Below are 22,505 nucleotides of genomic sequence, written 5' to 3' on the forward strand. Positions count from 1 at the left end.
ATTCATTTGGAGGTGATCGTATGAAGAAAGAGTCACCGGAAGAAAAAAGAGAACGTATAAGGCAAAATGAATTGAAAAACAATCCTACCGGTTCTTTACATGATGGACTCAACAGAGCTGAAACGGGAAGTCCAGTTGATATGACGGGTGGTATGAATTGGAAAGGTACAGCGCTAGTAATTTTATTGCTAGTTTTAGCGTATATTATATACACTTATTTTTTTAGTTAAGAAATGCATGTTAAAGCTTTGAATGATTTGCTTTTATAATTAGTGAGGATGAAAAAAACACGGTTATTGTACTACATATATTAAGCAGATTATAGTTGTCCGTATATATTTATTTTTAATACCCAAAATAGAGCTAGCATTATGCTGGTTCTATTTTTTTGCCACATTCCTGTAACAAAGCCTCTGTATATTCAGTGGTGGAGGTGCAGAAGATGAAAAAAATGATAGCAATATGTCTTCTTACAACGATATCATTGTCGACTTTAGTCGGGTGTGATGTAAAAGGTAGCAATACTGTTCAAGAGTCTAAAATAAAGAAAGCGACGTATAAAGAGTTTACTTATGATGTAAATCCAGAGACTTTCACGTTAATTGTAGAACATGATGGCGTAAAGGAACTGGCATCACAGCCTTTGCCGAAAATGAAGGTGTCGAATGTAAAAAAAGATAAGGATCGTACATCTTGGGAATATCCAGATCAAAAAGTAAAAGTGAATCTAGAGAAGAAAAAAGATCACTTAAATATTGAAGTGGAATCGACTGGTGCAGAAAGCTTTACTTGGCCGAAAGTACAAGCTGAAAATTATACACTTCCGTTATGGGAAGGGAAACAAATTCCGAGTAATGATGAAAATTGGAAGAAGTTTTTAAAGGATGATGCCTATTCATTTGCTGAATCATTTTCTATGAAGTTTTTCGCGTTAAATGGTTCGAAATATTCGATTGTATATATTTCGAACAATATGTTTAATAATGAATTGAAATTTCATTCGGATCCGAAAATAGGATTTGATTTTATACATGAATTTCCGCGTATAAATAAAAATAAAACATATGGATTTCAAGTATATGTGACAAATAATGATGCAGTAAGTATTGCTAAACTGTATAAAGACAATATCGCTCGAAAAGGCGAATTTAAAACATTAAAAGAAAAGGCTAGAAAAAATAAAGAGATAGAAAAGCTTTACGGTGCAGCTCATTTTTATTTTTGGAATCAAAATGGCTTATCAGAAAGTAATGTAAATTGGCTAAAGCTAAGAGAGAAAATAAATAGCCCTGTGTTTAGCCATATAAAAGAGCTTATTCAAAAATATAGTTCAGAGCCTGGAGAATTAAATGTATTCGATCAAGTAAGTAAACAAGATTTCATTGATAAGTATCAAAAAAATGTTATTTTGCGTTATATAAATGAAGTATTATCAATGAAGGAATTATATAAAGAGGATATTTTCCAAAGAGTGGATCAGAAGGCTAGTGAGTTATTAAACAAAGGTGTGGATCATTTATCAAAGATGGAGTTATATAACTTAAATAAGCATGTATTAAAGTCAGCGCTCGATGATGCAGTTGAAGAAGTAAGTAAATGGGGTAAGGCAGATGGAACGGATATTATAAAGGAAATGAAAGCTGCAGGAATAGATAATGCATGGATTGGGTTACCGAACTGGGAACAAGGGTATATGCAGCCTGATTTCGTGACAGAAGCTAAGAAAATGGGGTATTTAGTTGGTCCGTATGATTCTTACCATTCTATTCACGAAAAAGCTGATAAAAATTGGAATACAGCTTCTTTTACTGATCCATCGTTATATGAAGAGGCAACTGTGACGAAGAAAAATGGAGAAAAGGTACAAGGATTTTTAGGTAGAGGGCGAAAATTAAATCCAACTTTATCTCTTCCTAGTGTAAAAGAGAGAATGAACGATATATTACAAAATGGACCTAAATATAATTCATGGTTTATTGATTGTGATGCGACAGGTGAAATTTATGATGACTATTCGGCCAAACATATAACAACACAAGAACAAGATTTAAAAGCAAGGTTGCAACGAATGGATTATATTGCGCAAGAAAAAGGTATGGTAGTTGGTTCAGAAGGCGGAAATGACTTTGCAAGTAGCACGATTGCATTTGCTCACGGCATTGAAACGCCTGTTATTAAATGGGACGATGAAGATATGAGGAAAAATAAAAATAGTCCGTATTATGTGGGCGGATATTGGTCACCGAATCAAAATGTTCCAGAAAAATATGCAAAACAAGTACCATTAAAAGAAGAATATAAACAAGTATATTTAAATCCAGTATATTCGGTACCGTTATATAAATTAGTATACAATGATTCTGTAATTACAACGCATCACTGGGAATGGGGAAGTTTGAAAGTAAAAGATGAGGTAGGAAGCCGTATGTTATATGAGTTATTGTATAATGTTCCTCCGTTGTATCATTTAGATGAAGTAGAGTGGAATAAGCATAAACAAGAAATTACGCAGCACCTGAAGGTTTGGAATGAAGTTCATGAAAAGGCAGTAAAAGAAGAAATGACGAACTTTGTATATTTGTCAGAAGATAAATTAGTTCAATCTGCATCATATGGAAAAGATATTAAAGTTATTGTGAATTTCTCAAATGAAGAGATAGAAATAGATAAGGCGAAACTAAAAGCAAAATCCGCTTTCATTTATAATCATGGAAAAAAAACAATGTATACACCGCTCGAGAAAAAATAATGTGAAATGTATTGTTGCATTACTAATTTTTCACATGAAAATTGAAGGATTTGAAACGGATAAATTTATAAATCTGTAATTTAGGATGTTGGGAAATGTTAAATTTTTGAAGTTAAAAAATAGTGACTTGCCAAAAATAAGCACGAGAGTATAATGTGAAATGTAATACATATTGGATTCATTATGTAACCTTACAAAAATGTAAGGTATTTGAAAGGAAATTCAATATGAAGATTGCTAGACATACATTATACTAGGGAAAGAGAAAGAGAGGCGAATGAAGATGAGCTCTGAATTAGAACAAAATACGAGAAGCAATAAAAAACGTTCTAAAAGAAGGTCAATAAAATGGTTCATTTTAATTCCATTTTTCCTACTTATTTTTGGAGGAGTAGGATATGGATCGTTTATATATAACAAAGCAAAAGCGGTTGTAAGTGATGCGTATGCACAAATTGATAAGTCATCGAAGCGTGATAAAGAAGTTGAACCTTTAAAGGATAACATCTCCATTTTAATTATGGGTGTAGATGGTAGTGAAATGCGGAAAAGTCAATACGGTGAAGCTGTTCGAACAGATGCACTTTTATTAGCAACAATTAATAAAAATGATAAGTCCGTTAAGTTAGTAAGTATTCCGCGTGATTCACGTGTTTATATTCCATCTAGAAAGAAATTAGATAAAATTACACACGCACACGTATTTGGTGGTGTTGAAAGTACACGAGATACAGTGGAAAGATTTTTAAATGTTCCTGTGGATTATTATGTGAAGTTTAACTTTGAATCATTCGTACAAATTGTCGACTCAATTGGTGGTATTGACATTGATGTACCAGTTACTTTCACTGAACAAGATAGTAAAGACCAAGCGGGTATGATTCATTTAGAGAAAGGTTACCAACATTTAAATGGGGAACAAGCACTTGCACTTGCAAGAACGCGTAAAATTGACAGTGATGCAATGCGTGGTCAAAGACAACAACTTGTAATAGAAGCAATTGCTAAAAAAGCGATGTCTGTTCAATCAATTAGCAAAATGGGCTCTTTACTTGATGCGGTTGATAAAAATATGAAAACGAACTTAACTTTTGATGATATGCTTGCTATTACGAAAAATATGGCAGGATCTAATTTGGAAATGGAAAAAATGCAAGTGGAAGGTACGGATAAACGTATCGGAGGTATTTATTATTACATTCCAAATGAAAAAAATGTAAAAGATATTTCGAAAAAATTAAATGAACATTTAGGTGTAACACCAAAGCCAGTTCGAAATGAATAATAAAAAAAGATTGGCCTTTGCCAATCTTTTTTTATCGAGATGGATTTGCAACTTTTCTGTAACGATTTTTTATACTTAAATCATTTCAATTTATATAAACAAAAGGGGCAAATATACGATATACTAGAGGAGACGATTTGGCAATTAACTCCTAATGCTGAAGAGAAGCAAATGCAATTCATCAAAACTATAGAACGAATTGAATTGATAGGAAATCGAAATAGGCTAAAGCAAATTTTCTTGAATATTATTCAAAATGCCATTAAATATTCACATAAAAATGGTAAAGTATATATTGAAGCGACTAAAAATGAAGGACAAGCAGTGATAAAGGTGAAAGACGAAGGGATTGGAATTGCTAAAGAGCATTTACCATATATAGAATAGTCATTTTACCAGATTAATAATCATACTACAGATGCGGGTCTTGGTTTAGCTATCGTTAAAAAATGGTGGAGCTTCATGGAGGTACAATAAATATTATAAGTAAAGAAGGAATAGGAACGACCATTTTGATAAAACTCCCATTATAATACATATAAAGTTTGTTTTATATAGTGTAATAAAATAAATAGATGTATAATTATATTGGGTGATTTATATATAAGATTAATAGGGAGAGGAATTCGATAGAATGGAAAAAGCTTTTAAAATTAAACGAGTAGTATTCGTTTTAATAGCGATTGCAGCAGTAGCTATTGGGTATTTCATGTTTCAATCCATTACTTCACCAGCAAAGGCTGTTGCAAAACAAGAAAATGTAGTACAACTCGCAAGTGAACAACCAAAAGTAGAAATGAATAAAACGGCACCAAGTCGTTTTAATGGCAAGGAAAGAAAAGTTGCTTATCTTACATTTGATGATGGCCCAGGGAAATATACGGCTGAATTATTAAATACGTTAAAACAACATGATGCGAAGGCGACATTCTTTTTAATTGGAGCGAATGTAAAAGAGTTTCCAGATTTAGTGAAACGTGAAAATGCAGAGGGTCATTATGTAGGAATGCATAGTATGACGCATAATTTTGCAAAGTTATATAAAAATGGCGAGTATGTAAATGAGATGAAAGAAGATCAAAGTTTAATCGCTAATATTATTGGGAAATCACCTAAATTAACACGTCCACCATACGGTTCAATGCCTGGATTAAATGAAAGTCTTCGAAATAAAGTGGTAGAAGGCGGCTTTAAAGTGTGGGATTGGACAATTGATTCATTAGACTGGAAATATAACAAAATGCAAGTTGATGCAGCTGCAGCACAAATTGCTCAAAATGTATTAACAAATGCAACAAAACCACAAGAAGTCATTTTAATGCATGACATTCATCCACAATCAGTTGCTGCTGTGCCAGCAATTTTAAAAGGGTTAAAAGAAAAGGGTTATGAGTTTGAAGCTTATCATGAAGAGAGTCACTTCCCAGTGAATTTCTGGCATGATAACCGTATGTAATGGAGGAATGAACGTTGAAGTATGGAAAAGTAGCAGTAGTTGGAGCACTATCAGTCGGACTATTAACAGGTTGTTTCGGTGAAAAACCAGAAGAAAACTTATATACAGCTTTTGAAACAGCGGCGACACAAGAAAAATCATTGGTTGATGAAGCGAAAAAATTAGAGAAGTTAGAGAAGGAAGGCCAAGAACTATATTCTCAAATTTTACAAGAAGGTAAAGATCATAATGACGCTGTTATGAAGAAAATAGAGCAAGCTACTGCAAATGTAGATGATCGTGAAAAAGCATTGAAAAATGAGAAAGAAATGCTAGAAAAAGCTCAGAAAGAAACAAAATCTGTTCAAGGAAATATAGAGAAGCTTGAAGATAAAAAGTTACAAAAACAAGCGAAAGCAGTAGAAGAGTCGTATAAAAATCGTTATGATGCATTCCAAAAGATGAATGAAAATTATACGAAGGCGTTGGCGACTGAAAAAGAACTGTATGAAAAATTAAAAGTAAAAGAAACGAAATTAAAAGAGATTGGTGAAAAAGTTAAAGCTGTTAATGAATTAACTGTGGAAGCACAAAAATCAAAAGAGCAATTTAACAATTTTACAAAAGAGTATAATGACAGTAAAGTAGCATTCTACAAAGATGCAGAGATTAAGATTAAAAATCAGAAATAAAGAAGAATCTTAAACGTAATAAAAAGCCGGGGAAACATCGTCACAAATGTTTTTTCGGTTTTTTACGTTAAATGAATAGAAAAGACTGGAATTGATATCATAAAAGAGTTATAGTGAATTATTCTAAGGGAAACATTGTTAAGTAAGGAGACTAGAAATATGTCATATGAATTTTTACTCAAATTAGGTTTAGCACTCTTTTTAGGATTATTCATCGGGATAGATAGGCAGCTAAAGAATAAACCGCTTGGCGTGAAAACAAGTATGGTTATTTCTGTAGCAAGTTGTTTAATTACGATGGTTTCAATTGAATCTGTACATGTATATTCTGTTCCAGGGCATACCAATATGGATCCAATGCGTCTAGCTGCTCAAATTGTGAGCGGGATTGGTTTTCTTGGGGCAGGTGTTATTTTAAGAAGAAGTAATGATGTTATTTCTGGATTAACGACCGCCTCTATGGTGTGGGCTGCTTCAGCTTTAGGTATTGCGATTGGAGCAGGATTTTATTTGCAAGCGACGGTTGCTATGATTTTAATCATTTTAGCAATTAATGTACTTCCGCAACTTGTGAAAATTGCAGGACCGTATTCATTAAGACAAAAGGACTTGTCTATTAAAATTACTGTAAAAGAGCATCATGAGTTAGATGGTATATTTAAGCAGATTAAAAATTTAGGAATGCATGTAAAACGCGTGAAGATTAAAGATATAGATAGTGGGGCATTTCAGCAATTAGAGATGGTTATTTTAGCTCCAGAAGACTTGTATACGACGGAGTTATATAGTTCCCTAAAAGAGATTGATCGAGTAGTTTCAGTTGAAGTGGAAAGTAGATAATGGTGCTAAAAAAGAGTGAAGTGAATTTACTCTTTTTTAATTTGGATTTTTTAGGAAATAAATTGATATAATGGTGAATAACAAGGGGGGAGAAATGATGGAAATACATATTAGAAGAGCGATAAAAGATGATATACCAGGTATAGCAAAGGTCCACGCTGATAGTTGGAAAACGACATATAAAGGCATATTCCCTAACGAGATTTTAGAAAATATAACATATGAGCAACGGGAAAAACAATGGGAAAGTATTTTTCAAAAAGAATGTAATCATCAATTTAGATTTGTAGCAGAGACGTTAAATGGAGAAATAGTTGGATTCATCGATGGAGGAGCAGAAAGAACTGGTACATATAATTGTGATGGAGAATTATATGCGATCTACCTTTTACAAGAGTATCAAGGAATGAAAATAGGACAAAAGTTATTTCAAGTTTTACTATCTGAATGTACAAACAATAATATGCGATCACTTTTAGTATGGGTTGTTACGAATAACCCTTCTAAAACGTTTTATGAAAAATTTAATCCAGAAAAAATTGATACAAAATTTTTAGAGAGATTACAGGTGGAAGAGACAGCGTATTGTTGGAAAGATATTAATAATATTATTATGTAAAGTGTATGTTTGAAAGAGGTATACCAATTAAAGTATACCTTTTTTGTTTCACTCGAATGGTTTGAACATAATGCGAAAGATATATGAAAAGAAGAAATGAAAGTACTAACAAATAGAAATTTAGGAGTAGTAACTTCTTAGTATAAAATGATGTAAGAGTCTCTCATTGTAGAGACTCTTTAAAAAAAAAAAAAATAACCAAAAATTACCATGTATTTAAATTAAAATTTAACACAATTTATATATAAATAAGGAGGTGATTGGTAATGGCTAGAAATCGTAATTCTAATCAATTAGCATCACATGGAGCACAAGCGGCTTTAGATCAAATGAAATATGAAATTGCACAAGAGTTTGGTGTACAACTTGGCGCTGATACTTCTTCACGTGCAAACGGTTCTGTAGGCGGTGAAATTACAAAACGCCTTGTAGCGATGGCAGAACAACAACTTGGTGGCGGATATACTCGCTAATTGTAGAAGGTTATAGGAGAAAGGAAGGATTCTTCCTTTCTTTTTTTTTCAATTAATTGGTATGGATATATTGTGAACTGGATTCAAAGAATAGGAATAATACTATATTTTCCCCAATTTCTTTTGTTGTGAATGGGAAGTAGTAAAAATGTAATAGCCCTGGTGGAATGAAAAGTTACGTTCCAGCAGGGCTATTATATGGTAAGAAATATATGATGAAAGGTTTCGAAGCCAACATGTTAAAAAAAGAAAACTGTTGTTTAATTGCGCTTGCATCAGTTCCACTTGTTATGACATTAGGGAATTCAATGCTCATCCCAATTCTGCCGACTATTGAAAAGAAATTACATATTTCATCATTTCAAGTATCCATGATTATTACAATTTACTCTATCGTAGCCATTCTACTTATACCGATTGCTGGTTATTTATCAGATAGATGGGGACGAAAGATGGTAATGGTTCCGAGTTTGCTGATTGCGGCTATAGGAGGAGCGATAACTGGTTGGGTATCTTGGAAAGTTGATAATCCCTACACTTGGATATTGATTGGTAGAGCGATTCAAGGTATTGGTGCTGCTGGTGCAATGCCAGTTGTTATACCGTGTGTTGGTGATTTATACAAAGATGAAAAACAAGTTAGTACAGGTTTAGGAATCATCGAAACATCCAATACATTTGGGAAAGTGTTGAGCCCTATTTTAGGATCTGCTCTTGCTGCCATTGTATGGTTCCTACCGTTTTGGGCGATTCCAGTTTTATGCGTAGTATCAATTGTTTTATTACTTGTTCTAGTAAAGGCAAAGAAACAAGAAGGAGAAGTACCACCGCTTAAAGAGTTTATAAAATCAATTCTTGCTACGTTTCGAGAAAAAGGAAGATGGTTAATTGCCATTTTTGCATTAGGTGCAATTATTATGCTTATTTTATTCGGAATTCTCTTTTATTTGTCAACTATACTGGAATCAAAGTATGACATTCATGGTATTTGGAAAGGGTGTGTACTTGCAATCCCGTTACTTGTACTGTCACTTAGTTCATATATGGCTGGCAAAAAAATTGGAGACAACCAAAATGTGATGAAGAAGTGTATTTACATTGGTTTTTTAATGGCTGCTGCATCAGTCATCATTCCTTTATTTATAAAAGGAATTTATTTACTACTTCTTTGTCTCGTTATTATGGGGGTAGGAATTGGTATGGCACTCCCATGTTTAGATGCTCTCATTACACAAGGAATTGAAAAGGAGCAAAGGGGGACGGTTACGTCATTTTATAGTTCTATGCGATTTATCGGTGTAGCAGCTGGACCACCTCTATACTCTTTTTTCATGAAAGGTGCTGACCATGAAGTGTTTTATTTAACAAGTATTTTCGCCGGGATCGGTGCTGCTATAGCAATCATTTGGATTAAACCAGCAAAAGATGCAAAGAACGTAAAAAAGAAACCAGAACCTACTTCATAATTTGTAAGAGAATTGCATGATGTTTTCAGTAACATGCAATTCTCTTTCGTTCATTAGGAATAAATAACTTGTTTTAACATATAAAGTGCGACACTCCATATGATGAGACCAGAAAATTTATTTAATAATACGATTGTCTTTCCGGTTGAGTCTAGCCTTTTTAGAAATTTCCCCGCTAAAGCTAAGCTTATAAACCAAATCCAAGAAACGATAATAGTTGCAAGTGTGAAAGCCCATTTTTCATTTCCTATGTATTGAATAGAATTGGTTCCAATTACACCGATTGTATCTAAAATTGCATGTGGATTTAATAACGAAACCGATGCGGCGAAAAGGATTTGCTTTTTTAAGGGCATGCTTTTTTCTTGTTTTACATCGTTGGAAGGGTTACTTCTCCAAATAACAAAGCCCATGTATAGGAGAAAGAAAAATCCAATTATATATAACGAGTTAGTTAGCCAAGAAAAAGTAAGGAGTACAAGGGAAACACCTTGTACCGCTATCAATATGAGTAACGTATCACATATAGAGGCAGTTAATACGACAGGGGCTGCTCTCCAAATATTCGGTTGGCTCGCACCTTGGTTAAAGACGAAAACATTTTGAACACCTAATGGAATGATAAGGCCAAATGCAAGAATGATACCATGAATAATTGCTTCACTCATCATATTACCTCCTATTTTAATTCGTTATGATAGTGTATATTGTATAGAAGAAATGAAAATTTGTATCCATCCATATGGTTGGGGAGGTTACCAACCAAAAAGAATGTAAGGTGATATGATGGAAAGAATCGTTTGGAAACCGAATATGTCTCTAGCGACGCCTCTATATAAACAAATAGAAATGTATATAAAAGAAAGAATCGTTAATGGAGAATGGACTGTTGGAACGAAATTACCTTCACAAAGAGAATTGGCATATACATTTGGTGTGAATCGAAGCACAATTGTAATGGCTTTCGATGAACTAGTTGCCAAGGGGTACATTGAAGGAAACGGCAGGAAAGGAACAATTGTTGTAAATAATAATGTGAATGCTTCCACATACGCACCCCCGCCTAATTGGCAGTCTTATGTAGAAACAGGACTTCATTATCCGAATCTGCCTGCTATTCAAGAAATAAATCAAGCTGAATTTGATCCGCATGTCATTCGTTTAGGAACAGGTGAGCTCGCGCCAAGTCTTTTACCTGAAAAAAAGATGAAAGATATTATGAATAAGCTTTTAGGAGCCAAGATGATACTTGGCTATGAAGAGCCGAAAGGAAATCTTTCTTTAAGGAAGAAGATTGCAGATTATTTAAAAGGACAGGGTATATATGTATCTCCTGACTCTATATTGATTGTTTCAGGAGCAATTCAAGCGCTTCAACTTATTTCTATTGGGCTTCTTCCGAAAGGAGCGTCAATTTTATTAGAAAAACCATCATATTTATACTCTCTCAATGTTTTTCAATCAGCAGGAATACGTTTAATTGGAATGCCATTGGATGAGAGAGGGCTAGATGTGTCATATATTGCGAAATATAAGAAGCAATTTAATGCTTCTATTTTATATACAATCCCTTCTTTTCATAATCCAACTAATTTTAGCATGGATACGAAGAAGCGGACAGAAGTGATGGAGATATGCAATGAGATTGGATTGCCTATTATAGAGGACGCAGTGTATCAAGACTTATGGTTTGATGCTCCTATTTCGAAACCTTTAAAAGCATATGATAAAAATGGAATCGTACTACATATTGGAAGTATGTCTAAAGTTATTAGTCCGGGATTAAGAATTGGATGGATTGTTGGGTCTGAGCCTGTTATTCAAAGATTGGCAGACATAAAAATGCAAACAGATTATGGATCGAGTTCTATATCCCAGCAATTTGCAGCGGAATGGTTTACAAATGGATTGTATGATGAACATTTACAGTTTGTAAGAACTAAGTTGAAAAAACGCAGAGATTTTATGTTACAAATGTTAGAGAAATATTGCCATGATATAGCAACTTGGTATGAACCAGCAGGTGGTTTTTATATTTGGTTACATATGAATATCCCCGTTTCAAATCGTAGCTTATTTGACAAAGCTTTGAAAGAAAAGGTTTTATTAAATCCAGGTACTTTGTATGATAGAAGTGCAAATCAATTTTTGCGTTTATCATATTCATACGCAACGTTAGAAGAAATTGAAATAGGTATAAAAAAACTTGCACAACTAATGAAAAAGTAAGAGGAGAAAGTAATGAAACAATATGTAATTTGCCAAATTATCAATGGAGAAAAATATTTAGCTGCTTATGCGGAGACGAAGCAGGAAGCAATTGAAAAAGCAGAATTGTTAGGATTACGAACGGGAAATCGATACACCGTTATTACTGCAGAGGAAGCAGAAGGGTTAACTTATCCTTAAACAACGTATAATAATGATGCAGAAAGTAAATAAGCTTAGTAATATATTATTACTAGGCTTATTTTTTTGAAAGCGTTATGTGTTCTCGTATAAAAGATAATAATATTATGAGTCAAGTTGACGGAAATAACGATTTGATTTTCGATCCTGATTTCCGTTTCTATAGTTATCAATATATTGTCTGAAGTTCCACGATTGTAAAAACTTATTTGCGGCGTTATAACCAGAATTGTATAGCCACTCTTTTTCTTCCATTGTTAACTCAAAGTTTGTACTAGTAATGGACCCTGTTGGGATTGTAATTGTTCTTGCTTTTGATTCCTTGTCTAAATGACGTAAATCATGGGCTTGCATCATTGTTTTAAAAAGTCCTTTGAACATGGAGATCGGCTCGTTGTAGTGGGCTGGCTCAGCTTGAATCTCATCTTTTACGAAATGAAACCCAAAAGTCGGCCAGCGGGGAGAGGTAGGGGAGTCGAAAATCCAAATTGGATAATTGCTTAAAATTCCTCCATCAACCATATAACAAGGCTGCTTCCATTTTGGGGTTCTCCATTTCACCGGTTCAAAAAAGAAGGGGATTGTACTACTCATTCGTACAGCTTTAGCAATAGAGAAGCGATAATTTAAAAATCCGTAGTTTGGTAAATCATCGGGAAAGATAACCATTTTACCATTACTTATATCAGAAGCGATAATTTTAAGCTTATTTAAATCAGGTAAATCTGTAAATAAATGAACTCCTTTTTTTCGAAGTAATTCTTCAATCCATTCTTCTATAAAAATATTAGAGTAAATACCAAGAGTAGTCCATGCGCTTAATCCTTTTCCGATAAATGGGATTCTGTCAATAAAGGTTTTCTTCGTAAATTTATTATAATCAATATTTGTTATAATCGTTTTTAGCTCTGAGCAAGAGTATCCTGCTGCTAGGAGCGCAGCGATAATCGAACCAGCTGATGTTCCAGCTACACGTTCCCATTCATAGCCTTTTTCAGCTAACGCGCAAATTGCCCCTACATGCGCAATTCCGCGTACACCGCCTCCTTCAAAAACACCATCAATCTTCATAAAGCATACTTCCTTTCACATAAAAAATTTGAAAATGGCAAAAAAGCACGTATTGTACGTGCTTTTTTACAATAGTTTTTAAATTTACTAGCAGCCTACAAAGCCGCCCCAACAGCTAGCTCCGATGATGATTAGAAGGATGAATAAAACGATTAATAAAGCGAAACCTCCATAACCACATCCACCACAACTACCGCCGTAACCGCCGTAACCGTAGCCGCCGCAACTATATCCGTAACCCATGTGGAATTCCTCCTTATATTAAAAATAAAAATGAACGAGGGGAAAATGTACTGGAAGAAATAATGAACTATCGTGTTTGTAGGAACAATGTATACTATGCTTTTTTAAACTTGTTCGCGTATGAAGGAAGAGCCCGTTTTTTCGGAGGCTTGTTGTTTTTATAAAGAATGGAGTATAATTTTTGTGCGATGATACAAATAAGTATGTAAATATAAGGAGAATGTATGAATAAACAAATTGAAGTATTAATTGATAAATATGGGCTGACGCATTTAAAAGAGGAACTTATGAATACTGTATTTCCTTGTATAAAAGTTGTGCCAAAGCAGGAGGAAACAGTAGCGATAGGTAGTTCGAAAATGGGAGGGGTTCCTGACTTGCCATTTACATTTGAATATCCAACGCATAAAGGAAATCCGTTACAGTTTATTGCACAATTTAATTTAAAGGATTTACAAAATGTTGGTATAGATCATAATCTTCCTAAGACAGGGATGTTATATTTCTTTAGCGTTGAAAATTACTTTGAAGAAGATGTGAATCCAACCGAAGCGGGACGTGTACTTTATTATGATGTTCCTGTTGAGCAATTACGGAGAGCGGATGAATTGCAAACGGATTATAACCAGTGTGCAACTACTTTTGAACTGACATATAAATTGCCAGAGCTTTTCATTGAAGATGAGAATGATTCAGATCGTTTCTTACAATTACTTGAAGAGCTAATCCCAGATAACTACGATAACCATCAAATATTTGGTGAGCCATTTTCTGTACAAGATGAGGTATTGTACGAAACTGGACAGTATATGGAAATAGACCCGCAGCAAATGACGCTTTTATTCCAAATTGACTCAGATACTAAAAATTGTAATATGATGTGGGGAGATTTAGGGATGCTTTATTTCTGTATTGGAAATGAAGACTTGAAAAATCGACGTTTTGAAAATGCATGTTGTGTATTACAAACTTGTTAAGGAAGAAGGTTGTTCTTATAAAAAGAACAGCCTTTTTACAATGTTAAATATGCATAATCTCATATGACCTATACGAAAAAGTATTGTATACTCTGAAACTATACGATACTTTTTCGTATAGTTATAGAATGTAAGGAGTGACATGATGGGAAAGACAAGTAAGTATGTGACAGCTGCCGCACTTTGTTCAACGATAGTAATGGGAGGCTTACAGGCTTCATCTGTATCTTATGCAGCTACGAATTCAACTGTAGCGACATCACAATCAGATGCAAAGTTGTTAAATGATTTTAGAAAAGAATTAAAAAAACAGGTTGATAATCGAGAAGAAAATATTACAATCACATATAAAACGAAAGATAGAAATGCTAGAAATGTGATGGACCAATTGCACGGCGAGTTTAATAAAGTTGTAGATGCAGATGAGTATGTAAAATATAATGTAGCGTCTACTAAATATTCTATTAAAGGGTTACCAGGAAACTATACGTTTACACTGCAAGTTAAGTACCGTGAATCAAAAGAGCAAACACAATATGTAAAATCCCAGGCGAAAGCGATTATAGGCTCGATTGTAAAACCAGGAATGGATGAGCATGAGAAAGTAAAAGCTATTCATGATTACGTTGTAAAACATGTATCGTATGATACGTCTTATGGAGCATATACAGCATATGAAGCGTTAGCGAATCGTTCTGCCGTTTGCCAAGGATATACGTTATTAACATATGAATTACTAAAAGAAGCGGGTATCCAAAACCATATTGTAACAGGTACAGGAAATGGACAAGCTCACGCATGGAATTTAGTGAACATTGAAAACAAATGGTACCACCTTGATACTACATTCGATGATCCGGTACCGGATAAAGCTGGGCTCGTAACATATTCATATTTTAATATATCTGATGAGCAATTAAGTAAAGATCACGACTGGGATCGTAGTAAATATCCTGCAGCATCTACAAGTTATTTTAATGAATTAACAAACAAAATAAAAGCGGGGAGTTCAAAGACTGCGGCGTATGAACAAATGTTAAAAGAAACAAATTTAAAATATATGTCTACACAATACGGAGCAGAGAATTATAGTGAGTTTAAGAAGAAATTACAGCAACAATTTGCTTCTAAGCCAGAAAAGGTAGAAGTACGATATAAGCAGTCTATGGATGGAACAATGCAAGATATAAAGAAAGTGTTAAATGAAATAAATTGGCCAAAAGGTGCAAAGCGTGTATCTTATCAAGTAGCACCTTATAGTGCGATGGCAGATTATTCATTAGCGACAATTACATTTACGTATTAAGTAATGAAAAAGAGCATCTGTAAAAAGGTGCTCTTTTTACATTTGTTTATCACTTTAAAATATTGGGAATTATGTGATAAAATAACGAGGAGAGGATGTGAATGCTGAATGAACTTCTTCGAAAGTAATATATTTACATTGATATATACTTGTTTAGTAATCGGACTTATCGTTTTGTTTTTCATATCATTTACTTTGTTTATTAGAAGAGTATTACAAAGCAGTGCTGCAAAGAAACACCACGCGATTAATATGAACCAGAAGCTAGATCGAATTATTGAATTGCTTGAAAAAGATAAGAAATAGTGATAAAAGAAGTATGAAAAGGGGAAAGAGAATGGCCAATTATATAAAAGAATTACGTGAAAAAGTAGGACATGATTATGTTTTCTTAAACTTTGCCGGTGGTTGTGTATTTAATAAAGAAGGAGAAGTATTACTGCAAAAAAGAGGAGACTTTAATGCCTGGGGCTTTCCTGGCGGGGCAATGGAAATTGGAGAATCGGCTGCAGAAACTGCAATTCGAGAAATAAAAGAAGAAACCGGGTATGATGTAGAAATAAATGAGCTTATTGGAGTGTATACAAAATATTTTCAATCATATCCAAATGGAGACAAGGCACAGTCAATTGTGATAGTCTTTTCATGCTCAATTGTTGGAGGAGAGAAAAGAACAGACGGTGATGAAACATTGGATTTGCAGTTTTTCCCGTTAGATAAAATGCCGCCTTTATTTTGTAAACAACATGAAGATTGCTTGCAGGATGTATTGGAGAAAAGAGTAGGGGTATATCGTTAACATATAAAAAAGAAGCTAAATGAGATTAGCTTCTTTTTTATGTTTTACTTACTTCCACCAATCATCAAACATAGATGCTGGAACTTGTCTCTTATGTTCGCTCACTGTGTAACGTTTTTCAATTTTTTCTGCAACGTCAGTTGGAACTGCTTTACCTTCTAAATAGTCATCAAGTTGATCGTATGTAATACCTAACTCTGTTTCATCAGCTTGACCAGGTTTTTCATCCAATAAATCAGCTGTTGGCATTTTTAAATAAAGTCGCTCGTCTGCACCTAATTCTTGTAGTAAAGCACGTCCTTGGCGCTTCGTTAATCCTGTTAATGGTAATAAATCTGCACCACCATCTCCGAATTTTGTAAAGAATCCCGTTACAGCTTCTGCAGCGTGATCTGTTCCGATAACAAGAAGGCTGTTTTGTCCACCGATTGCATATTGTGTAACCATGCGGATACGTGCTTTCACGTTACCTTTATTGAAATCTGTTAATGATTCACCTAATAAGTTTTCGTATTGATTTGAGAAAGCATCAACTGTTGAAGCGATATCAAATGCAACAGATTGATCAGCTTGAATAAATTGTAATGCTAATTGCGCATCATCTTCGTCTTTTTGCACTTTATAGGGAAGGCGCACGGCGATAAACGTTGCGTTACCACCTTCATTACGAATTTCTTCAACTGCAAGCTGGGCTAAACGTCCCGCTAATGTAGAGTCTTGTCCGCCACTAATTCCAAGTACAAATCCTTTCGCACCTGTTTTTTTTACATAATCTTTTAAGAAATCAACACGTTTACGGATTTCTGCTTTCGGATCAATTACAGGTTGAACGTGTAATGCTTTCATAATCTGTTCTTGCAATGTCATTATGTTTTCCTCCTATTCATATTAAAGCGATAAATAAGTTTATATGTATATTGGTACATACTTCTATCCTTTATTATTTCGCAAAATTAACGAATATACAATAGGATGTGTGTATGAATATGAATGTAGTCATTATAATGAAACTGCATCGTTTAAGCAATTTTTTTGAAACCTTTCAACAATGTAAGGTTTTTGTCATTTGAATCGATGGAAGCTATTTCCGTATTTTACTAATATAAGAACATAGCTAGTAGAAGGGCGGAGAAGGAATATGAACATTAGAGAACTCGCATACCGAAATGTAACGCGAAATAGACGAACATACTCAGCATATTTTTTAAGTAGTGCATTTGCTATTATGGCTTTTTTTGTTTATTCATTTTTTGCGTTTCATCCGGCGTTAAGTGCTGGAGAATTGGGACAATACGTGTTCATAAGTATGTCGTTTGCACAGTCCATTATTTACTTATTTACATTTTTCTTTATTTTATATTCGATGGGAATGTTTTTAAAAACGAGAAAGCGTGAATTAGGAATTTTAATGATGTTAGGTATGACGAAATATCAATTAAAGCGTCTTATCTTTTTTGAAAATATTATGATTGGGATAGGGGCAATTATTTTTGGAATTCTAGCAGGAATGTTATTTTCTGGAGTATTAATGTTTGTAGCTCCCATGATATTAAAGTTAGATATTTCCTTACCTTATTACATTCCAATGAAAGCCATTGTTGTAACGAGTATTATGTTTTTCGTATTATTTATGATTATTTCATTGTTTAGTGCAGGAATGATCCGGAAGAATAAAATTATGAAATTGTTTAGAGGATCAGCAGAAGCGAAGCCGGAACCGAGAGCATCCATTATTTCTTCTATATTAGCAGTCATATTGCTTAGTGCGGGATATGCAGGAGCGCTTATGTCACACGGTGCAATGGTATTTATCATGATGATTCCTGTTACAACGGTAGTCATTATTGGTACGTATTTGCTGTATAAGCAGTTGAGTGTCTTTATTATTAGACTATGTAAAAAAAGTAAACGTTTCTATTGGACACAGACAAATATTATTACGTTGTCAGATTTAGCTTACCGTATGAGAGATAACGCAAGAATGTTCTTTATTGTAACCATAATTTCAACTGTAGCATTTTCAGCAATAGGTACATTAGTTGGCTTTACATCAATGACAAAGGCGATTATGGAGAGACCAATTGCGTTTCACTATCATTCTAAGCAAGGAAATAGTAATGAATCACAGCATTTGAAAATGATTGACGAAGGATTAAAGAAACATAGTATAGCAGCTTCAAAAACTAATATTTCAACGAAGAAAACGGAAGAGCAGTCGTTAAAAAGCGCCACCTTTATAAAGGAATCAGACTATAAGGAATATGCGAAGTTAACAGGAGAACCCTTTCATGCGGTATCCCAAAAAGAAGTTTTATTTTTGTCAGTCGATATACCAGGACCACCGATAAAGGAAAGAAAAGAAATTACTTTACCACATTTGAGTGAACCTTTACATGTGAAAAAAGTTAATACTTCTTCATTAAGTAAAATATTAAGAGGTAACGTTTATGTAATCTCTAAAAATCAATATGATGCATTACAAGATGGATTTAAAGAGGAAAAAGATTATGTGTACAAAACAGAAGGAACGAAAGATGAAGTTGAGGTTGGTAAAGAACTAACGCATCAGATGAAGCCTTATGAAGAACATACAACGTTTAGTGCAGAAGAGTACGAACAAAACCAAAGTTTACAAATTGCAGGACCAATTCTATTTGTAGGTTTCTTTATTGGTATTGTATTTTTCGTATGTGCAGGAAGCTTCCTTTATTTCCGTTTGTTTTCTGACTTGGAGGATGATACTCGTTTGTTTGAAATGATTCGAAAAGTAGGCTTAACAAGTGGAGAATTATCGAAAGTAGTTACAATTCGATTGGGACTTTTATTCTTCGTTCCAATAGGTGTTGCAACATTACATGGGGCAGTAGCGTTAACTGCACTCGGACAGATGTTTGAGTACTCACTATTTAAAGAAAATGCGATTGTATTAAGTATTTTCATAGGAATTCAAGTTGTATATTTTTTACTGATTCGCTCTCGTTATTTAAAACAATTGAAAGAGAGATTACGTATTCGTTAAATGTGTTTTTTTAACTTGAGTACAAAATTTTCTAAAAAGAGGCAGGTATTACCAAAAAGTGATAAAATGGAAAAAGCGAGGTGAAAAAATTAATAAAAAGTAAGGGAGGAAGTAATATGAAAGCAACAGGAGTTATTCGAAAAGTAGACGAATTAGGACGAATTGTAATTCCTAAAGAATTACGTGATGTATTGGGAATACAAATTAAATCACCGCTTGAAATTTTCGTAGAAGAAGACAAAGTCATTTTACAAAAATATCAACCTTACAATGCTTGTCAAATAACAGGTGATGTTTCAAATCAAAACATATCATTAGCAAATGGAAACATTACTGTTAGTATAGATGGAGCGAAATATTTAATAAAAGAAATAGAAAAGTTTTTAAACAAGAGTGAGGTTTAGTCTTAATTCAAATTATTTTTAAAATTCCATATCATTCTTTAAAAACTATAAAAGGACCATTCAATTGGTCCTTTTATTTATCTCGTAATTTTTCGTTTCTAAAAATTACGAGATAAATAAAGTGAAACTTTAATCAGCCCTCACCAATCGGGCTGCCCATTAAAGCGGGATAAAAGAGTAGTATAAAATTCGTAAGCCTTATTGAGAAACATTTTTAAGGAAGGAAAACGAAACACATAAAACGAATGTTACATGTAAGTGTTTTCAAAAGTGGTCTGAAATGAAAATAATATATTTTCAGGAGGGATTACGATGAATAGTAGTACAGCGAATAAACAAAAAGGTATACAATTGATTCCTTTTACAGTAGATAAGGTGGTTGAACAAGTAAATGAAATTCCGCCAGGTGTACAACTCATTCATGCTCCGCAAGTATGGGAGAAGAGTGCGAAAGGAAAAGATATTGTCGTTGCCGTATTAGATACAGGGTGTGATACGAATCATATAGATTTAAAGGATCGTATTATCGGCGGAAGAAATTTCACGAAAGATTACGAAGGAGATCCAAATATTTATCTTGATAATAACGGACACGGTACTCATGTAGCGGGGACAATTGCAGCGACTGAAAATGGAATCGGTGTTTTAGGAGTGGCACCACTTGCTAAAATGCTAGTGTTAAAGGTTTTAGCAGGGGATGGTTCTGGAAGTTATGAGCAAATTATTGAGGCGATTCATTATGCTGTAAATTGGAGAGGGCCTAATAAAGAAAGAGTTAGAGTCATTTCCATGTCACTTGGTGGCCCGCAAGACGTTCCGGAATTACATGAAGCAATTCAAAATGCGGTAAAGCAAGATGTTCTCGTCGTATGTGCTGCTGGGAATAATGGAGATTGTAATGATAACACGGAGGAACTAGATTTCCCAGGTGCATACTCAGAAGTAATTGAAGTCGGCGCTGTCAATTTAGATCGGAAAATCGCATGTTTTAGTAATTCAAATCAAGAAATTGATTTAGTGGCGCCAGGCGATGAAATATTATCTACGTATCCTGAAGGGAAATATGCGGTATTAAGTGGTACTTCTATGGCGACACCGCATGTCGCTGGAGCACTGGCATTGCTCATAAAGCAGTGTGAAAGGGAATATGGTAGAAAGTTATCAGAACCAGAAATATATGCACAACTTATTAAAAGAACTGTACCTTTAGGATATGAACGTACATCTGAAGGGAATGGTTTATTAGATTTATTAAAAGAATAGAAAATACTAAAAAACATTTCATATTCATATGAGATGTTTTTTAGTATGGTTCTGTCGCATATATAGTGGAATCTAGTCTTGAATTCTTTTTCAAGAAATGTTTGTCGTAGCTACATCTATTTTTTTCGAAGTAGAAGTTATGCATACAATAAAATGGAAAGATTGAGTTACTTACGGGACAATTCTATCGGGATTTTTTTAGACATTCGTCAATTATTACGTATTCTTTGCTCGGTAGTGATATCAAAAAAGTGTGCTTTCGCTAAACTAAAAGCTAATGGAAGTGTATCGTTAGTTTTAATCTCGGAACGAGCGTTAATTCGTGCAATAAAGTTTTGGTTTGAAAGTTTTCCATGAATCATCGTTTCAGCACCTAATAATTCAGCAACTTCTACTGTAATTTCGACTGTGGATTCAGGAGAAGATTGAAGAACGATAGGTTCATCATGAATGTCTTCAGGACGAATACCGAGTATGATTTTTTTTCCATTATACCCTTTTTGCTTTAATGTCTTTAGTTGACCATCTGGTACTTTGAAGCGGATATTTTCCATGTGAAAATAGCTATCTTGTAATGTACCGGTAAAGAAATTCATAGCTGGAGAACCAATGAATCCGCCAACAAATATGTTCTCAGGAGTATCATATACCTCTTTTGGAGTTCCAACTTGCTGGATGAGCCCATCTTTCATAACAACAAGGCGTGATGCCATTGTCATTGCTTCTGTTTGATCATGTGTCACATATATAGTGGTCGTATTTAAACGGCGGTGAAGTTTAGAAATTTCTGAACGCATGCTTACGCGTAACTTTGCGTCTAAATTTGATAGAGGTTCGTCCATTAAAAATACTTTTGCATCACGGACTATAGCTCTTCCTAGTGCAACCCGTTGGCGTTGTCCACCTGATAATGCCTTTGGTTTGCGTTGTAAGTAATCTTCTAGTCCTAAGATTTTCGCCGCTTCCGTTACTCGACGATTAATTTCATCTTTTGGAAGTTTACGTAGTTTCAAGCCAAACGCCATATTATCATAAACAGTCATATGCGGGTAGAGTGCGTAATTTTGAAATACCATTGCAATGTTGCGATCTTTTGGAGCGACATCATTCATACGATCTCCATCAATATAAAACGAACCATCAGAAATGTCTTCTAGACCTGCAATCATACGTAGAGTTGTTGATTTCCCGCACCCAGAAGGACCGACAAATACAATAAACTCTTTATCTTCAATATGTAAATTAAAGTCAGAAACGGCAGTGATTTTATTATCATAAACTTTAAAAATATGATCTAATACAAGTTCGGCCATAAATATTCACTCCTTTTTTATAATTAATAGAATTGTAAGATTATTAAAAGTGTAAGTAAATTGGCGTTGTGCACAAAAAAATAAGAGGCTTTTATGCAAGTTTACAGATTTAAGATACGAGAAAGCTCTTTTAGATATAAGT

General features: G+C 34.1%; 23 protein-coding genes and 1 pseudogene. 19 read left to right on the plus strand and 5 right to left on the minus strand.

Translation table 11 applies throughout. The features are described from left to right. Window positions 1-20: 20 nt before the first annotated feature. The 10 genes and pseudogenes from PDQ68_RS00230 to PDQ68_RS00275 all read left to right on the plus strand — a co-directional run bounded on the left by PDQ68_RS00230 (window position 21) and on the right by PDQ68_RS00275 (window position 9,559). Window positions 21-230: a DUF6366 family protein gene (locus PDQ68_RS00230; protein ID WP_061182727.1), complete on the plus strand. Its 210-nt coding sequence runs from the start codon at window positions 21-23 to the stop codon at window positions 228-230. Window positions 231-442: 212 nt separating this feature from the next. Continuing rightward, the gene (locus PDQ68_RS00235; protein ID WP_061182728.1) at window positions 443-2,749 is read left to right on the plus strand and encodes a glycoside hydrolase; all 2,307 of its coding nucleotides are present in this window, start codon (window positions 443-445) and stop codon (window positions 2,747-2,749) included. 283 nt (window positions 2,750-3,032) lie between these two features. Next, window positions 3,033-4,034 (plus strand): LCP family protein, encoded by a 1,002-nt coding sequence (locus PDQ68_RS00240; RefSeq protein ID WP_061182729.1) that lies wholly within the window; start codon window positions 3,033-3,035, stop codon window positions 4,032-4,034. A 69-nt stretch (window positions 4,035-4,103) separates the two neighbouring features. Continuing rightward, a pseudogene (locus PDQ68_RS00245) lies at window positions 4,104-4,567 on the plus strand (sensor histidine kinase); the annotation flags it as partial. A 101-nt stretch (window positions 4,568-4,668) separates the two neighbouring features. Then, window positions 4,669-5,490: a peptidoglycan-N-acetylglucosamine deacetylase gene (locus PDQ68_RS00250; protein WP_000409387.1), complete on the plus strand. Its 822-nt coding sequence runs from the start codon at window positions 4,669-4,671 to the stop codon at window positions 5,488-5,490. A 14-nt stretch (window positions 5,491-5,504) separates the two neighbouring features. After that, the gene (locus PDQ68_RS00255) at window positions 5,505-6,161 is read left to right on the plus strand and encodes a YkyA family protein (RefSeq protein WP_061183134.1); all 657 of its coding nucleotides are present in this window, start codon (window positions 5,505-5,507) and stop codon (window positions 6,159-6,161) included. A gap of 159 nt (window positions 6,162-6,320) precedes the next feature. After that, window positions 6,321-7,001, plus strand: a complete 681-nt coding sequence (locus PDQ68_RS00260) for an MgtC/SapB family protein (RefSeq protein WP_000119508.1) — start codon at window positions 6,321-6,323, stop codon at window positions 6,999-7,001. A gap of 94 nt (window positions 7,002-7,095) precedes the next feature. Then, window positions 7,096-7,620, plus strand: coding sequence for a GNAT family N-acetyltransferase (locus PDQ68_RS00265; protein ID WP_270786556.1), 525 nt, complete (start codon window positions 7,096-7,098; stop codon window positions 7,618-7,620). 266 nt (window positions 7,621-7,886) lie between these two features. Then, entirely contained in the window at window positions 7,887-8,093 is a 207-nt protein-coding gene (locus PDQ68_RS00270) for an alpha/beta-type small acid-soluble spore protein (protein ID WP_000113545.1), read from the plus strand. A 236-nt stretch (window positions 8,094-8,329) separates the two neighbouring features. Further along, complete coding sequence (locus PDQ68_RS00275; RefSeq protein ID WP_033678375.1) at window positions 8,330-9,559, plus strand: bacillibactin exporter BcbE; 1,230 nt, start codon at window positions 8,330-8,332, stop codon at window positions 9,557-9,559. Window positions 9,560-9,612: 53 nt separating this feature from the next. Here PDQ68_RS00275 and PDQ68_RS00280 read toward each other — a convergent pair whose 3' ends face one another. Next, complete coding sequence (locus PDQ68_RS00280; RefSeq protein WP_001287294.1) at window positions 9,613-10,227, minus strand: LysE/ArgO family amino acid transporter; 615 nt, start codon at window positions 10,225-10,227, stop codon at window positions 9,613-9,615. Window positions 10,228-10,342: 115 nt separating this feature from the next. Here PDQ68_RS00280 and PDQ68_RS00285 point away from each other — a divergent pair, with 115 nt between their 5' ends. Beyond that, a complete protein-coding gene (locus PDQ68_RS00285; RefSeq protein ID WP_142238280.1) occupies window positions 10,343-11,788 on the plus strand; it encodes an aminotransferase-like domain-containing protein in 1,446 nt (481 codons plus the stop codon). Between the two features lie 12 nt (window positions 11,789-11,800). After that, on the plus strand, window positions 11,801-11,968 hold the full coding sequence (locus PDQ68_RS00290; RefSeq protein WP_000816383.1) for a DUF3933 family protein: 168 nt from the start codon (window positions 11,801-11,803) through the stop codon (window positions 11,966-11,968). Window positions 11,969-12,073: 105 nt separating this feature from the next. Here PDQ68_RS00290 and PDQ68_RS00295 read toward each other — a convergent pair whose 3' ends face one another. Beyond that, entirely contained in the window at window positions 12,074-13,039 is a 966-nt protein-coding gene (locus PDQ68_RS00295) for a patatin-like phospholipase family protein (RefSeq protein WP_061183133.1), read from the minus strand. A gap of 87 nt (window positions 13,040-13,126) precedes the next feature. Next, window positions 13,127-13,282, minus strand: a complete 156-nt coding sequence (locus PDQ68_RS00300) for a YjcZ family sporulation protein (protein ID WP_000540426.1) — start codon at window positions 13,280-13,282, stop codon at window positions 13,127-13,129. A 224-nt stretch (window positions 13,283-13,506) separates the two neighbouring features. On the opposite strand from PDQ68_RS00300, the gene PDQ68_RS00305 reads away from it, so the two are divergent. The 4 genes from PDQ68_RS00305 (at window position 13,507) to PDQ68_RS00320 (ending at window position 16,364) form a co-directional block, all read left to right on the plus strand. Further along, window positions 13,507-14,259, plus strand: coding sequence for a YwqG family protein (locus tag PDQ68_RS00305; RefSeq protein ID WP_001041264.1), 753 nt, complete (start codon window positions 13,507-13,509; stop codon window positions 14,257-14,259). 145 nt (window positions 14,260-14,404) lie between these two features. Next, the gene (locus PDQ68_RS00310) at window positions 14,405-15,565 is read left to right on the plus strand and encodes a transglutaminase domain-containing protein (protein WP_061183132.1); all 1,161 of its coding nucleotides are present in this window, start codon (window positions 14,405-14,407) and stop codon (window positions 15,563-15,565) included. A 108-nt stretch (window positions 15,566-15,673) separates the two neighbouring features. Continuing rightward, on the plus strand, window positions 15,674-15,871 hold the full coding sequence (locus PDQ68_RS00315; RefSeq protein ID WP_014893815.1) for a DUF4083 domain-containing protein: 198 nt from the start codon (window positions 15,674-15,676) through the stop codon (window positions 15,869-15,871). A 31-nt stretch (window positions 15,872-15,902) separates the two neighbouring features. Further along, the gene (locus tag PDQ68_RS00320) at window positions 15,903-16,364 is read left to right on the plus strand and encodes an NUDIX hydrolase (RefSeq protein ID WP_014893814.1); all 462 of its coding nucleotides are present in this window, start codon (window positions 15,903-15,905) and stop codon (window positions 16,362-16,364) included. 48 nt (window positions 16,365-16,412) lie between these two features. Here PDQ68_RS00320 and nadE read toward each other — a convergent pair whose 3' ends face one another. Then, on the minus strand, window positions 16,413-17,231 hold the full coding sequence (gene nadE / locus PDQ68_RS00325) for an ammonia-dependent NAD(+) synthetase (RefSeq protein ID WP_000174882.1): 819 nt from the start codon (window positions 17,229-17,231) through the stop codon (window positions 16,413-16,415). Between the two features lie 271 nt (window positions 17,232-17,502). On the opposite strand from nadE, the gene PDQ68_RS00330 reads away from it, so the two are divergent. From PDQ68_RS00330 to PDQ68_RS00340, 3 genes are all read left to right on the plus strand, one after another. Next, entirely contained in the window at window positions 17,503-19,383 is a 1,881-nt protein-coding gene (locus tag PDQ68_RS00330) for an FtsX-like permease family protein (protein ID WP_016717249.1), read from the plus strand. Window positions 19,384-19,499: 116 nt separating this feature from the next. Continuing rightward, window positions 19,500-19,787 (plus strand): AbrB/MazE/SpoVT family DNA-binding domain-containing protein, encoded by a 288-nt coding sequence (locus tag PDQ68_RS00335; protein WP_000648331.1) that lies wholly within the window; start codon window positions 19,500-19,502, stop codon window positions 19,785-19,787. 312 nt (window positions 19,788-20,099) lie between these two features. Further along, window positions 20,100-21,050 (plus strand): serine protease, encoded by a 951-nt coding sequence (locus PDQ68_RS00340; RefSeq protein WP_001089044.1) that lies wholly within the window; start codon window positions 20,100-20,102, stop codon window positions 21,048-21,050. A 209-nt stretch (window positions 21,051-21,259) separates the two neighbouring features. On the opposite strand, the gene PDQ68_RS00345 is transcribed toward PDQ68_RS00340, so the two are convergent. Next, window positions 21,260-22,363, minus strand: coding sequence for an ABC transporter ATP-binding protein (locus tag PDQ68_RS00345; protein WP_016717250.1), 1,104 nt, complete (start codon window positions 22,361-22,363; stop codon window positions 21,260-21,262). Between the last annotated feature and the right edge of the window lie 142 nt (window positions 22,364-22,505).

The organism is Bacillus cereus group sp. Bc010 (assembly GCF_027716745.1).
Lineage (GTDB): Bacteria > Bacillota > Bacilli > Bacillales > Bacillaceae_G > Bacillus_A > Bacillus_A pacificus.

What these genes read in the sequence shown, in the direction of transcription:
- PDQ68_RS00270 (WP_000113545.1), top strand. Translation starts at nt 7,887, where the DNA reads ATGGCTAGAAATCGTAATTCTAATCAATTAGCATCACATGGAGCACAA.
- PDQ68_RS00320 (WP_014893814.1), top strand. Translation starts at nt 15,903, where the DNA reads ATGGCCAATTATATAAAAGAATTACGTGAAAAAGTAGGACATGATTAT.
- PDQ68_RS00295 (WP_061183133.1), bottom strand. Translation starts at nt 13,039, where the DNA reads ATGAAGATTGATGGTGTTTTTGAAGGAGGCGGTGTACGCGGAATTGCG.
- PDQ68_RS00275 (WP_033678375.1), top strand. Translation starts at nt 8,330, where the DNA reads ATGTTAAAAAAAGAAAACTGTTGTTTAATTGCGCTTGCATCAGTTCCA.
- PDQ68_RS00280 (WP_001287294.1), bottom strand. Translation starts at nt 10,227, where the DNA reads ATGAGTGAAGCAATTATTCATGGTATCATTCTTGCATTTGGCCTTATC.
- PDQ68_RS00260 (WP_000119508.1), top strand. Translation starts at nt 6,321, where the DNA reads ATGTCATATGAATTTTTACTCAAATTAGGTTTAGCACTCTTTTTAGGA.
- PDQ68_RS00235 (WP_061182728.1), top strand. Translation starts at nt 443, where the DNA reads ATGAAAAAAATGATAGCAATATGTCTTCTTACAACGATATCATTGTCG.
- PDQ68_RS00285 (WP_142238280.1), top strand. Translation starts at nt 10,343, where the DNA reads ATGATGGAAAGAATCGTTTGGAAACCGAATATGTCTCTAGCGACGCCT.
- PDQ68_RS00310 (WP_061183132.1), top strand. Translation starts at nt 14,405, where the DNA reads ATGGGAAAGACAAGTAAGTATGTGACAGCTGCCGCACTTTGTTCAACG.
- PDQ68_RS00345 (WP_016717250.1), bottom strand. Translation starts at nt 22,363, where the DNA reads ATGGCCGAACTTGTATTAGATCATATTTTTAAAGTTTATGATAATAAA.
- PDQ68_RS00290 (WP_000816383.1), top strand. Translation starts at nt 11,801, where the DNA reads ATGAAACAATATGTAATTTGCCAAATTATCAATGGAGAAAAATATTTA.
- PDQ68_RS00305 (WP_001041264.1), top strand. Translation starts at nt 13,507, where the DNA reads ATGAATAAACAAATTGAAGTATTAATTGATAAATATGGGCTGACGCAT.
- PDQ68_RS00250 (WP_000409387.1), top strand. Translation starts at nt 4,669, where the DNA reads ATGGAAAAAGCTTTTAAAATTAAACGAGTAGTATTCGTTTTAATAGCG.
- PDQ68_RS00230 (WP_061182727.1), top strand. Translation starts at nt 21, where the DNA reads ATGAAGAAAGAGTCACCGGAAGAAAAAAGAGAACGTATAAGGCAAAAT.
- PDQ68_RS00330 (WP_016717249.1), top strand. Translation starts at nt 17,503, where the DNA reads ATGAACATTAGAGAACTCGCATACCGAAATGTAACGCGAAATAGACGA.
- PDQ68_RS00335 (WP_000648331.1), top strand. Translation starts at nt 19,500, where the DNA reads ATGAAAGCAACAGGAGTTATTCGAAAAGTAGACGAATTAGGACGAATT.
- PDQ68_RS00240 (WP_061182729.1), top strand. Translation starts at nt 3,033, where the DNA reads ATGAGCTCTGAATTAGAACAAAATACGAGAAGCAATAAAAAACGTTCT.
- PDQ68_RS00340 (WP_001089044.1), top strand. Translation starts at nt 20,100, where the DNA reads ATGAATAGTAGTACAGCGAATAAACAAAAAGGTATACAATTGATTCCT.
- nadE (WP_000174882.1), bottom strand. Translation starts at nt 17,231, where the DNA reads ATGACATTGCAAGAACAGATTATGAAAGCATTACACGTTCAACCTGTA.
- PDQ68_RS00300 (WP_000540426.1), bottom strand. Translation starts at nt 13,282, where the DNA reads ATGGGTTACGGATATAGTTGCGGCGGCTACGGTTACGGCGGTTACGGC.
- PDQ68_RS00265 (WP_270786556.1), top strand. Translation starts at nt 7,096, where the DNA reads ATGATGGAAATACATATTAGAAGAGCGATAAAAGATGATATACCAGGT.
- PDQ68_RS00315 (WP_014893815.1), top strand. Translation starts at nt 15,674, where the DNA reads ATGAACTTCTTCGAAAGTAATATATTTACATTGATATATACTTGTTTA.